Genomic DNA, 13,058 nt, shown 5'->3' with positions numbered 1-13,058 from the left:
AAAAACGCTCTAGGGCGAAAACGCTTTAAAGAAGGGGATCAATCGCGCTCAGCGGCGCGTCTGCGCTGTAGTCATCGGCGAACGGGATCGCCGGTTTGAACAGGGTTTTCCAGTCCGGTTGGCCAAACGCGCGAGTACTGTGGCTGCGCATCAGTTTTTCGAATTGGCGTTGCGCCTGACGCTGTAACGCCGGGTAATCGACGCCCTGCACCTGACCGTCCTGCATCACGCAGCGACCGTCGATGTAACTGGCGATGCAGTCGTCACCACGCCCGGCGAGCACGAGGTTTTTCAGTGAATCGAACAGCGGCCCGAGGTGCTGGCCGCGCAGGCTGAAGACGGTGATATCAGCCTTGGCCCCCGGCGCCAGGCGTCCGAGGTCGTCGCGGCGCAAAGCCTTGGCGCCGCCGAGCGTGGCGGCGTTGTACAGGTCCAGCGTGCTGGTCAGGGCGTTGCCGCCCTCCATCAACCGGGCGATGTTCAAGCCGTGGCGCATGTTCTCCAGCAAATCCGCCGGCCAGGTGTCAGTGCCCAGCGCGAAGTTGATGCCCTTGGCGCGATAACGGCCGAAAGAGTTCAACGCCTCGCCGTCGCGGGCGAACACCAGCGGGCAATGCACCAGGCTCGCGCCGCCGTTCACCACGCGCTGAAGATCTGCGTCGCCGTCGGTGTAAATGCCGTGGGGCAGCAGGCTGCGCGGGGTCAGCAAGTCCAGTTGCTCGAGCCAGGCCAGCGGTGAAACGCCGCGCAATTGCTTGACCATCGCCACTTCGTCCAAGCCCTGGCAGCAGTGCAAACGCACCGGTGCATCCAGTTCGCGGCTCAGCGCGGCGGTGCGTTGCAGCAGCGCCGGGGTGCAGGTCTGGATGCGATCCGGGAGCAGGGCGCCACGAATCAAGCCGTCGTGGGCACCGTCGAAGTCCTGAAAAAACCGCGCCGCTGCTTGCAATCCGGCGAGGCCGCGAGCTTCGTCCCAGTGATGACCCAGACTGCCGTCGGCGCGCCAATAACTCATGCCGCTCATGTAGCAAGGCCCGAGGTAAGTGCGCAGGCCCAACTCGCCCGCGACAGCAGCGACTGCCGCGAACTCGTCATAAGTTTCTGCCCATTCGCGGTAGTACATCGAGGTGATCGGCATCGCCGTGGTGATGCCGTTGCGGATCAGTTGCGTGAAGGCGTAACGATACTTGAAGCGCTCTTCGTCGGCGGTGTAACTCTCGCGCGGACCGGCCGCCAGATAGTCTTCAGACCACATGCGGCCCATGCCGCGCTCGTCACCGTTGTCGAGGGTCAGCACCGTCGAATCGAGATCGCCGAGAGCGTCGAGGTCGATGAAACCGGGGCCAATCATCGCGTTGCCGTAGTCGATCCATTGATCCACCGGGCCGGGGTAATTGCGCCCGACAAACTCGATGCGCGAACCGCGAAACACCACTTCGCCGTCGCGCCACAGCACATGCTGCGTACCATCGAAACCGACCACGCAAGCGGCTTTCAGGCCAATGCGTTTCACAGGCGACTGTCCAGCAAACGGCCGGCCGTGGCGATCAGCCGACCGCCGCGATAGACCTCGCGCAGCGGACGTGAAACCACCGCTTCGCCCAAGGTCTGCACGGGCATCAGCAGAAAGTCTGCCGGGCAGCCGATGTCCACGCCATACGCCTCGCAGCCCAATGCGCGCGCACCGTTCACCGTCGCTGCATCAAAGGCTGCAGCGAGTTCTTCGTCCTTGTTCAGGTCAAACCGGAACGCCAGGAGCATCGCGCGTTCGAGCATGTCGCCGTTGCCCATCGGCGACCAGGCATCGCGGATGCCGTCCGACCCCAGGCACACATTGACCCCGACCGCGCGCAAAGCGAGGTACGGCGGCACCGCGCAATCGGCTGGCGCTGAACTCATCAGTGAAACGCGTAGCGCTGCGAGGCGTTCGGCCACCGGTTGCACCTGGCTCCACGGCAACATGCCGAGGCAATAGGCGTGACTGATCATCACCCGGCCCTGAAGCCCGAAACGTTCGGTGTAGTCGGCGATCAATTTGATTTGCCACAGGCCCAATTCACCTTTGTCGTGCAGGTGAATGTCGACCCCGCGCTGGAATTCGCTGGCGAGTTTGAAGACAAAATCGAGCTGGGCGATGGGGTCATTGTCGATGCCGCACGGGTCGAGGCCGCCGACGTTTTCGACGCCGAGCGCCATGGCGTCGCGCATCAGTTCGGCGGTGCCGGGGCGGCTGATCAGCCCGGTTTGCGGGAACACCACCAGTTGCAGGTCGATGAGGTCGCGATAGCGCTCGCGCAGTTGTTGCAGGGCTTCGACGTGGCGCAGGCCGAATTCCGGGTCGATGTCGACGTGGCAACGCAGGGTCAGCGAGCCACGGGCGATGCAGTTTTCCAGCAGGGCGCCGGCGCGTTGGGCGATGGGCGTTTCGACTTCGCGCAGGACGTTGCGCTCGTTGGCGATGTAATCCTTGAGCGTCGGCCCCGCGCTATTCGGCCGCCAGGGTTGGCCCCAGAGGGTTTTGTCGAGGTGAACGTGGCTTTCCACCAGCGCCGGGGTCAGGAGTTGGTGTTGGCCGTCGATATCAGTGGCGGCCAGCGGTGCAGCGGATGCCGGGCGGCGGTCCTTGAACAGGCCGTTTTCGATCAGTAGATCCTCGGCAGGGGCGCCGTAGGGGCGGACGTTGCGGAGCCAGGTCATTTTTTACCTCTGAATATTTGGTGTTTGGGCGGGCCTCTTCGCGGGCAAGCCTCGCTCCTACAGGGGGTTTGTGTTGATCATGGGCTGTGTGAACAACCCAATACCCTGTAGGAGTGAGCCTGCTCGCGATGGCCGTTATGCGGTGTCCGTTCGGGCCTCTTCGCGGGCAAGCCTCGCTCCTACAGGGGGTTTGTGTTGCCCATGGACTGTGTGAACAACTCAATACCCTGTAGGAGTGAGCTTGCTCGCGATGGCCGCACCTCGGTTCAAAGTCAGCCGATCAACCCTTGAGCTTCGACCAGATCCGGTCTTGCAGCTCGCGCGCCTTGTTGCTGCATTCTTTTTCCGGGCGCAGGCGCGAGGCGAATTCGTCGGGCATGTTGATCGCGTCCATGACTTTCCATTTGGCATCGAGCAACTGGTCGCTCTGAATCCCGTTGGCGTAGGCAATCGCGTTCGACACCGCGGCTGCGTTTTCCGGCTTCATCATCCAGTCGATGAAAATCTTCGCGTTGCCAGGGTGCGGCGCGCTTTTCGGTACGGCGAAATTGTCCTGGAACATCGCCACGCCTTCACGCGGATACACGTACTTGATGCTGCTCTTTTGCAACGTCGCGCGGGCGGTCGAACCGTTCCAGTTCTGCATCATGATCACCTCGCCGGACGCCATGCGGTCCACGGTGTTGTCCGAGCTGTACATCTTCAGATGCGGTTTCTGCTTTTGCAGCAGCTCCAGAATGCGCTTGGCGTCCTGCGGGTTTTCCGTGCATTCGTCGACGTTCAAATAATGGCTGGCGGCGTTGATCACACTGCTGGACGTGTCCAGCGCGGCGAGTTGCCCTTCGAGCTCTTTGCGCGGCTCGAAAAACTCCTTCCACGAATCATCAAGCTTGCCGCCCGGGACCCGCGCACTGTCATAGGAAAACCCGGTAGTGCCCCACAGATACGGCGCCGAAAACTTGCGGCCAGGGTCGAAACTCGGGTCGCGGAACGCCGGTTTCACGTACTGGAAATTCGCCAGCGAAGGCGCGTCTATTTCCAGCAGCAGATCCTGCTTGATCAAGGTTTGCATGATCGATTGCGACGGCACGATCACGTCATACGCAGCGCCGCCGGCCTGCAATTTCGCGAGCAGGGTTTCGTTGCTGTCGTAGCCGTCCATGGTGACTTTTATCCCGGTTTCCTTTTCAAACTTGGCCAGCAAATCCACCGGGTAATAGTCGGTCCAGTTGTAGAAAAACAGTTCTTTGGGTTCGGCAGCCTGGACGCTGAATACGGTGAAGCAACTCAGGGCCAGACCAGAAATAGCCAAACGCAGGGTTTTCACTTTCATAAAAGAGCTCCAGATTTTTATTGGTTTTTGCCGCGCTGTCCCAGCCAGAAGGCCAGCACCACCAGCACAATGGAAATCACCAGCATCAGGGTCGAGATCGCGTTGATCTCCGGGGTCACGCCAGCCTTGATCGCCGAGAAGATGTACACCGGCAACGTCGTCGAGCCGGGGCCGGCGACGAAGAACGTCATGATGAAATCGTCGAGGCTGACCACAAACGCCAGCACCGAACCGGACAACACCGCCGGCCACAGCAGCGGCAGCGTCACCCGGCGAAACACCTGCCACGGATTGGCGTACAGGTCGTTCGCCGCTTCCAGCAGACTTTTGTCCAGATCATTCAGGCGCGCGCGGATCGGCAGGTAAGCGAAGGGAATGCAGAAGCCGATGTGCGCGACGATCACCGTCAGCAAACCGAGCTTGATCCCCAGCGCCATGAACAGCAGCAAGGTCGCCACCGCCGTGACGATTTCCGGCAGGATCAGCGGCAGGTTGATCCCGCCCTCGACCATCTTCTGCCCATAAAACGGCCGGTAAGTCGCCAGTGCCGCGAGCAGCGCAATCGCCGTGGCACAGACCGTGGCGATGCTGGCGACGATGATCGAATTCAACGCAGCGGTCTGGATCGACGGGTTGGCCAGAATCCTCCCGTACCAGGCAAACGAGAACTCGGTCCATACCGTCGCCGAGCGATTGGCGTTGAAGCTGTAGGCGATCAGCACAAAGATCGGCACGTACAGGTAGGCGAGGATCAACAGGCTGACTTCACGCGTCAGCGGCAGTTTTTTCAGGTGCAGAGCGATCATGCGGTGGCTCCTCGACGAAGTGTCTTGCTAGCGCGGCGGCTATACAGTGCGTAGAACACCAGCGACGCCAGCAGAATCCCGAGCAACAGGAACGACAGCGAACTGCCCAGCGGCCAGTTGCGTGCGGTGCCGAATTGCTGCTGGATCAGGTTGCCGATCATCAGCGTCTTGCCGCCGCCAAGAATCGCCGGGGTGATGAAGGCGCCGAGGCTCGGCACAAATACCAGCAGCGCGCCGGCAATCACGCCGGGCATCGACAGCGGCAAAATGATCCGCTTCAGCGCGTGCCAGCGATTGGCGCCGAGGTCGTAGGCGGCTTCCACCAGACGCCAGTCGAGTTTTTCCAGGGTCGAGTAAATCGGCAGAATCATGAACGGCAGAAAGCTGTAGACCAGCCCGACACTGACCGCGAAGTCGTTGTAGAGCAGGGTGATGCCACCGGCCTGCGGCAACAGCGCATTCAGGCTCTGCGCGACCCAGCCCTGTTCGCGGAGGATGATCAGCCAGGCGTAGTTGCGGATCAGCAGGTTGGTCCAGAACGGAATGGTGATCAGCAACACCATCAAATTGCGTCGGCGCGGGGTCAGGCTGCTCATCCATAACGCCACCGGAAAACCGAACAGGAAACACAGCAGCGTCGTGCCGCCAGCCTGAAACACCGAGCGCAACAGGGCTTGGGCATAAACCCAATTCAGCTCCAGTTCACCGTCGAAACCTTCCTGGAAAAAAAGCTGCACGTAACTGTGCAATTGCCAATCGGCCTGCCAGTCGACACCACCGTAAACGTTGCGCGGCAGCAGGCTGATGTAACCCATGATGCCCAGCGGAATGGCGATCAACGCGAGCAAAGTCAGAACCACCGGGCTGAGCAACAGCGCGCGGTTGAGGGCGGGAGAAGTGCTGCTGACGCTCATCTCAGGCCTCCATCAACAGGCAGGCGTGCGGCGGCAGATTGACCGCAACCCGATCGCCGACGACACGGCCACGGTTCAGGCCTTCGTTGTTTTCGCGCAGCATGACTTTGATGTCGTTGTTCAAACGGCATTGATAGAGCGTCGCGGTGCCGACGTACAACACCGCTTCGATCACCCCGCGCAGGTGATGCGGCTGCGTCGGGTCAACCAGTTGCGAACGCTCCGGGCGAAACGCCAATTGCACCGCCGCGCCGTCAAAACCGTGGGCCGGGCAGGGGATTTCCACCGGCATGCCATTCGGCACAAAGAGTTTTTCGTTGTGCTGACCGCGTTTGAGGTGGCCGGGGAGGAAATTGATGTCGCCGATAAACTGCGCGACGAACTGATGGTTGGGGCGTTCGTAGATGTCGTTCGGCGTGCCGATCTGCAGAATCTTGCCGGCGGACATCACCGCGATGCGATCGGAAAGCGTCAGCGCCTCTTCCTGATCGTGGGTGACAAAAATGAAGGTGATCCCGGCTTCCTTCTGCACGCGCTTGAGTTCGACCTGCATTTCTTTGCGCAACTTGAGGTCGAGCGCTGACAGCGGTTCATCCAGCAACAGCACTTTCGGTTTCGGCGCCAAGGCCCGAGCCAACGCCACGCGTTGCTGCTGACCGCCGGACAGTTCCGCCGGTTTGCGCCGGGCCAAGTGTTGCATTTGCACCAGTGCGAGCATTTCATCGACCCGTTGCGGTATCGACTTGTGATCAAGACCCTGCATCTCGAGGCCGAAGGCGATATTCTGCGCGACACTCATGTGCGGAAACAGCGCGTAACTCTGGAACACCGTGTTGACCCGCCGCTTGAACGGCGGCAAGTGGTTGACCGGTTCACCCGCCAGACGGATCTCGCCATCGCTGACGTGTTCGAAACCGGCGATGGTGCGCAGCAAGGTGGTTTTGCCGCAGCCGGATGGGCCGAGCAGGGTGAAGAATTCGTTGTCGGCAATGTCTACGGACACATTGTCGAGGGCGGGCGCCAGCCCCGGGTCGTCGGAATAGCGCTTGGAAACGTTACGCACTTCAATGGCTATCGGCTGAACCATAATGGTGCAATCCTCTAATTATTGTATGCAATGTCTGGATGCAATTTAGAAATAGCCGGATTAATCTGCTCTTGAAAGCCCCTTTTTCAATGGCTGATCAACGCCAGGGGTGGATTGCACTGGGCCAAAGGAGCGGGGAAATGGTCGAGAAAAAACTGGAAACCACGGTCGACCGTGTCTACCAAGGGGTTTACGAGGCGATCAGCAAGCGTTCGTTGCGACCGGGGATGAAACTCGGCGAGGCGTCGCTGGCGCAGTTATTTAATGTCAGCCGCACGTCGGTTCGTGCCGCACTCAAGCAATTGGAGGCCGATGGACTGGTCACCACCGAGCCCAATAAAGGTGCGTCGGTGTCGTTGCCCAGTGATGAAGAGATTCGGTCGCTGTTTGAAACCCGGCGTCTGATCGAGATCGGCATCGTCAGCGAATTGTGCCGTCGCCGCGATACCGCAGTGACCCAGGACCTGCGCGATCACCTGTTGCTGGAAGATCAGGCGCACCGCAGCGGCGATCATGAACGGCTGATTCATCTGCTCGGCGAGTTCCACATCAAACTGGCGCGCAGCCTGAATAATCCAGTGTTGCTCGACTGGTTCCAGAAGCTGATTTCGCGCGCCTCGCTGTACGCCGCAGCGCTGGACGACGACAGCCACGAGGTGTGCCGCGACGACGAGCACTTGCGCTTGATCGAGTACATCGAGGCCGGCAATCAGAGCGCCGCCATCGAACTGACCTGCATGCATTTGAATGGCATCGAGAAAGCCATTCTGGATGTCGCCGCCACATTGAAAACTGGCTACCATCCGCTCAAACATTTGATTGAGGTTTAGCCCGCAGGCGCCGCCAGACCTGTAGCAGCTGCCGAGCTCCAGCGAGGCTGCGTCCACAGTCACCGCCACTCGATGACCGACAGCCGCTGCGAAATCTTCGCTCAGCTATAACTCTATGAAACCAATGGCACTCAGCGTGCTCGAAACCAACGGGCGTCACCACAGGACACAGAGTCAGTCGATGCAGTTTCTTTCCGATAACCACGGTTGTGTTGGCTGGAACGGCGAAATGGCCGGGCGCATCTGTGCGTTCGACTGGAGCCAGACTGAGCTTGGACACATTGATCAATGGCCGCGCAGCCTGAGCAGTACCGTGCAGTTGATGCTGGCGTCGCCATTGCCGATGGTGATGCTCTGGGGTCCGCTCGGCTACATGATCTACAACGATGCGTACTCGGTGTTTGCTGGCGGGCGCCACCCTTATCTGTTGGGCTCGCCAGTTGAACTGGGCTGGCCGGAAGTCGCCGACTTCAACCGGCACGTGGTCGATACCTGCCTGGCGGGCGGCACGTTGTCCTACCGCAGTAAAGAGCTGGAATTGCTCCGCGACGGCATTCCGGAACAAGTCTGGATGGACCTCTATTACAGCCCGGTCGCCAACGATGAAGGGCGGCCCGGCGGGGTCATGGCGATGGTGGTCGAGACCACCGCGCATGTGATTTCCGAGCGCCGCCGCCAAGCCGCCGAGGATGCTTATCGCGCCGACAACGAGCGCGTGCGCCTGGCGCTGAATGCCGGGGCGTTGATCGGCTCGTTCGTCTGGGACCTCGAAGCCAATGTGCTGTCCGGCGACGAGCGTTTTGCCCGAACCTTTTCTTATCCTGCCGGATGCAATCTGGCCGACCTGCCAGCGCGCATCGCTGAATCGCGGATTCATCCTGATGACCACAGCTGGGTGCAGGAACGGGTCGAGCAAGCGGTGAAAACCGGCGCGCCGTACAACGCGGAATATCGGGTAATGCGCCCCGACGGCAGTTACCTGTGGGTGCTCGCCAGCGGTTGTTGCGAGTTCAATGAACAGGGCCGGGCGTTTCGTTTTCCCGGCGTGTTGATCGACATTCACGAACGCAAGATCGCCGAAGAATCGTTGCTCAAGTTCACCCGCAATCTCGAAGAGCGTGTGGCCAATGAAGTCGGCGCGCGGCTGGCGGCCGAAGAACAGCTGCGCCAGTCGCAGAAACTGGAAGCGATTGGCGGCCTCACCGGTGGCGTCGCCCATGACTTCAATAATCTGCTGCAAGTGATTGCCGGCAACCTGCACTTGCTCGCCCGGCATGAACCGGACAATGCCAACGTGCAGCGTCGGGTCAAAGCCTCGATTGCTGCGGTCGAGCGCGGGGCCAAGCTGTCCTCGCAGCTGCTCGCGTTCGCCCGCCGCCAACCGCTGTCGCCGGCGGTGTGTGACCCACGGAAAATCTTCGACGGCCTCGAAGAATTGATGCAACGCGCGCTTGGCGAAACCATCCAGATCAATGTGAATATCCCCGATGAGTCGTGGCGTCTGCACGTCGATCGCAACCAACTGGAAAACGCCATCCTCAATCTGGCGATCAATGCCCGCGACGCCATGCGCGGCGAGGGCACGATTGACTTGAGCGCCGAAAACATCGCCCTCGACCGGCGGTTTTGCGCCGGTAAAGGCATTGTCGCCGGCGATTATGTGCGCGTGGCGGTGCAAGACACCGGCAGCGGCATGTCGCCGGAGGTGTTGGCGCAGGCCTTCGAACCGTTCTTCACTACCAAGGCTGACGGCCAGGGCACCGGGCTCGGCTTGAGCATGGTTTTCGGTTTCGTCAAACAGAGCGGCGGTCACATCGAGATGTCCAGCGTGCCCGGCGAAGGCACGCGCGTGCAGATGTACTTCCCGCGCAGTTTGCGCGCGTTGCCGGGTGAACCGGCATTGCCGACCGCACAGCAGCGCGGTGGGCATGAAACGGTTCTGGTGGTCGAGGACAACGAAGCGGTGCGCGTCTCGGTGGTCGAATTGCTGCGCGAGGAGGGTTATCAGGTGCTCACCGCGAGCAACGGCGACATCGCGATGCAAATGTTGCTGGAAGGTTTGGTCGTCGACCTGATTTTCACCGACGTGGTCATGCCCGGGCTGATCAAGAGTTCCGACCTGGCGGCGTGGGCCAAAGTGCAAAACCCGCAAGTGGCGGTGCTGTTCACCTCCGGGCATACGCGCGACATCATTTCGCGCAATCACCAATTGAGCCCGGACACGCACCTGCTCAGCAAACCCTACGGCCCCGAAGCGCTGACGCAGATGGTTCGCGCCGTCCTCAATGGCTGACACATAACTCTGTAGGAGCATGGCTTGCCCGCGAAGGCGTCATTTCAGTCGACATCCATGGTGACTGTGAAGACGCCTTCGCGGGCAAGCCTCGCTCCTACAGGTTTTTGTGCATGTGCTTTGGGGTGATGTCTGTGCGCAACGTCGATTTCAATCGCACGATCGCGGCCGAGCCCTGTCCGTATCGTTATCGCGTTCAAAAAATACACCTGTAATTAAGGCTGGCCCATGACTTCAAAGCGCACCGCAACCCCTTCCTCCGGCATGGTCAGGGTGCGTGGCGCCCGGGAGCACAACCTCAAGAACGTCGACGTGGACATCCCGCGTGACGCCTTGGTGGTGTTTACCGGGGTGTCCGGTTCGGGCAAATCGTCGCTGGCCTTTTCGACCCTGTACGCCGAGGCGCAGCGGCGCTATTTCGAATCGGTGGCGCCGTATGCGCGGCGCCTGATCGATCAGGTCGGCGTGCCGGATGTCGATTCCATTGAAGGCTTGCCGCCGGCCGTGGCCCTGCAACAGCAGCGCGGTACGCCGAGTACACGTTCTTCGGTGGGCAGCGTCACCACGTTGTCCAGCCTGATCCGCATGCTGTATTCGCGCGCCGGCAGTTATCCGCCGGGGCAGGCGATGTTGTACGCCGAGGACTTCTCGCCGAACACCCCGCAAGGCGCCTGCCCCGAATGTCATGGTTTGGGCCGCGTCTATGAAGTGACCGAAGCGCTGATGGTCCCGGACCCGAACCTGACTATCCGCCAACGCGCCATCGCTTCCTGGCCGCTGGCGTGGCAAGGGCAAAACCTGCGCGACATCCTCGTGACCATGGGCATCGACGTCGATATCCCGTGGCGCAAACTGCCGAAAAAGCAGCGCGACTGGATTCTCTTCACCGAAGAGTCGCCAACGGTGCCGGTGTACGCCGGGCTCACCCCGGAAGAAACCAAAGTCGCCCTGCAGCGCAAAATGGAGCCGAGTTACCAAGGCACCTTTACCGGCGCTCGGCGCTACATCCTGCACACCTTCAGCCATTCGCAAAGCGCGTTGATGAAGAAGCGCGTTTCGCAGTTCATGCTCGGCAGCCCGTGCCCGTTGTGCGAGGGCAAACGCCTGAAGCGTGAAGCGTTGGCGGTGACGTTTGCCGGTTTCGACATCGGCGAGCTGTCGCAAATGACTTTGCTGCAAGTCGCCGAAGTGCTGCGGCCCGTGGCGGCGCAGAGTTATCTCGAACAGGCTGATGAATCCGGTGAGGTGCTCAGCCACAGCCAGACTCGCGAGGCCCGCGAGCAGCGCGTCGCCCAAGGTGGCAGTGGCCACGCGAACGCCCCGGACGTGCGCCATACGCCGAACCTGTCGGTGGAGAAACGTCTGGCGGCGCAACGCATTGCCCAGGACTTGCTCGAGCGGGTCAGCACCTTGACCGACCTCGGTCTCGGTTACCTGGCGCTGGAGCGCAGCACGCCGACGCTGTCGTCCGGCGAGTTGCAGCGCTTGCGCCTGGCAACGCAATTGGGTTCGCAGTTGTTCGGCGTGATTTATGTGTTGGACGAACCGTCGGCCGGTCTGCATCCGGCGGATGGCGAGGCGCTGTTCGAAGCCTTGCAACGTTTGAAAGCGGCGGGCAACACGCTGTTTGTGGTCGAGCATGATCTGGAAACCATGCGCCGCGCCGATTGGCTGATTGATGTCGGGCCGGCGGCTGGCGAGCACGGTGGGCGGATTCTGTATAGCGGACCGCCGCCGGGTTTGGCGGATATTTCTGACTCGCAAACCCGCGCCTATTTGTTCGTTGAAGAGGTGAGTAAAAAACGCGTTATACGCAAGCCGACTGGCTGGCTGAAGCTTGAAGGGATTACGCGCAACAACTTGAATAATTTAAGCGCCGAGTTTCCCTTGGGTTGTTTCACCTCGGTGACCGGTGTTTCCGGTTCCGGCAAGTCGAGTCTGGTCAGCCAGGCGTTGCTGGAGCTGGTCGGCGCGCATCTGGGGCGGTCGGCGAATGCTGGCGAAACCGAGGAGTTGAGCCTCGAAGATGACGCGCCACAGGTCAGTGGCGGTCAGGTGACGGCGGGGCTGGAGTCGATCAAGCGTCTGGTGCAAGTCGATCAGAAACCGATCGGCCGTACGCCGCGCTCGAATCTGGCGACCTACACCGGGCTGTTCGACAACGTGCGCAAGCTGTATGCGGCGACGCCAGAGGCGCAGGCCGAGGGGTACGACGCCGGGCAGTTCTCCTTCAACGTCGCCAAGGGTCGTTGCCCGACGTGTGAGGGCGAGGGTTTTGTCAGTGTCGAGTTGCTGTTTATGCCGAGCGTTTATGCGCCTTGCCCGACGTGTCACGGCGCCCGTTATAACCCGCAGACGCTGGCGATTACCTGGCAGGGCTTGAGTATTGCGCAGGTGCTGCAGTTGACTGTGGATGAGGCGGTAACGGTGTTTGCCGAGCAGGCGGGTATTCGCCGTTCGCTGGAAGTGCTGCGCGATATTGGTTTGGGTTATTTGCGCCTCGGGCAACCGGCGACGGAGCTCTCGGGCGGTGAAGCGCAGCGGATCAAACTGGCGACTGAGCTGCAACGCAGTCAGCGTGGCGCGACGTTGTATGTGCTGGATGAGCCGACCACCGGGCTGCATCCGCGTGACGTCGATCGGTTGCTGGAACAGCTGGATACGCTGGTCACGGGCGGGCACACGGTGATCGTCGTCGAACACGAAATGCGCGTGGTTGCGCAGAGCGACTGGGTGATCGACATCGGGCCGGGGGCAGGGGATCAGGGCGGCAAAATCGTCGTGGCAGGCACTCCGCAAACCGTCGCAAAAAACAAGAAAAGCCGCACCGCACCGTTCCTGGCCAAAGTGCTTGGATGATCAATGGCGCCCGCGCGGGCCCCATCGCGAGCAGGCTCACTCCTACAGGGGATTTGTGTTGGGCACAAATGCTGTGTCTGACGCCAATCCCTGTAGGAGTGAGCCTGCTCGCGATGAGGCCGTGTCAGCCAGATCATTTCTCAATGACCCACCGCCATCGCGAGCAAGCTCGGCTCCCACAGGGATTTGGGTTGGGCACAAATGCTTGGGTAAACAGGGATCCCACAGGTTTTTGGATT

At 60.9% G+C, this 13,058-nt stretch carries 9 protein-coding genes; 3 read left to right on the top strand and 6 right to left on the bottom strand.

Annotated elements, in window-relative coordinates:
* Positions 1–25: 25 nt before the first annotated feature.
* From BLU01_RS00625 to BLU01_RS00600, 6 genes are all read right to left on the bottom strand, one after another.
* Complete coding sequence (locus tag BLU01_RS00625; RefSeq protein ID WP_092269393.1) at positions 26–1,513, bottom strand: amidohydrolase family protein; 1,488 nt, start codon at positions 1,511–1,513, stop codon at positions 26–28.
* Positions 1,510–2,697, bottom strand: coding sequence for an amidohydrolase family protein (locus BLU01_RS00620; protein ID WP_092269390.1), 1,188 nt, complete (start codon positions 2,695–2,697; stop codon positions 1,510–1,512). The genes BLU01_RS00625 and BLU01_RS00620 overlap by 4 nt, the downstream gene beginning before the upstream one ends.
* A 280-nt stretch (positions 2,698–2,977) precedes the next feature.
* Entirely contained in the window at positions 2,978–4,030 is a 1,053-nt protein-coding gene (locus tag BLU01_RS00615; protein WP_092269387.1) for an extracellular solute-binding protein, read from the bottom strand.
* Positions 4,031–4,047: 17 nt separating this feature from the next.
* Positions 4,048–4,836, bottom strand: coding sequence for an ABC transporter permease (locus tag BLU01_RS00610; RefSeq protein ID WP_092269384.1), 789 nt, complete (start codon positions 4,834–4,836; stop codon positions 4,048–4,050).
* Positions 4,833–5,750, bottom strand: coding sequence for an ABC transporter permease (locus tag BLU01_RS00605; protein WP_092269382.1), 918 nt, complete (start codon positions 5,748–5,750; stop codon positions 4,833–4,835). Before BLU01_RS00605 ends, BLU01_RS00610 begins: the two co-directional genes overlap by 4 nt.
* 1 nt (position 5,751) lies before the next feature.
* Complete coding sequence (locus tag BLU01_RS00600) at positions 5,752–6,837, bottom strand: ABC transporter ATP-binding protein (RefSeq protein WP_092269379.1); 1,086 nt, start codon at positions 6,835–6,837, stop codon at positions 5,752–5,754.
* Positions 6,838–6,977: 140 nt separating this feature from the next.
* On the opposite strand from BLU01_RS00600, the gene BLU01_RS00595 reads away from it, so the two are divergent.
* The 3 genes from BLU01_RS00595 (at position 6,978) to BLU01_RS00585 (ending at position 12,819) form a co-directional block, all read left to right on the top strand.
* Positions 6,978–7,667: a GntR family transcriptional regulator gene (locus tag BLU01_RS00595; RefSeq protein WP_092269376.1), complete on the top strand. Its 690-nt coding sequence runs from the start codon at positions 6,978–6,980 to the stop codon at positions 7,665–7,667.
* A 181-nt stretch (positions 7,668–7,848) separates the two neighbouring features.
* The gene (locus BLU01_RS00590; RefSeq protein WP_092269373.1) at positions 7,849–9,960 is read left to right on the top strand and encodes a hybrid sensor histidine kinase/response regulator; all 2,112 of its coding nucleotides are present in this window, start codon (positions 7,849–7,851) and stop codon (positions 9,958–9,960) included.
* Positions 9,961–10,188: 228 nt separating this feature from the next.
* A complete protein-coding gene (locus BLU01_RS00585; RefSeq protein ID WP_092269370.1) occupies positions 10,189–12,819 on the top strand; it encodes an excinuclease ABC subunit UvrA in 2,631 nt (876 codons plus the stop codon).
* Positions 12,820–13,058 lie beyond the last annotated feature (239 nt).

Source organism: Pseudomonas prosekii, from assembly GCF_900105155.1.
In the GTDB taxonomy this organism is placed as follows: Bacteria; Pseudomonadota; Gammaproteobacteria; order Pseudomonadales; family Pseudomonadaceae; genus Aquipseudomonas; species Aquipseudomonas prosekii.
The sequence above is the reverse complement of the archived record's forward strand: the minus strand, read 5'-3'. Positions and strand labels throughout refer to the sequence as shown.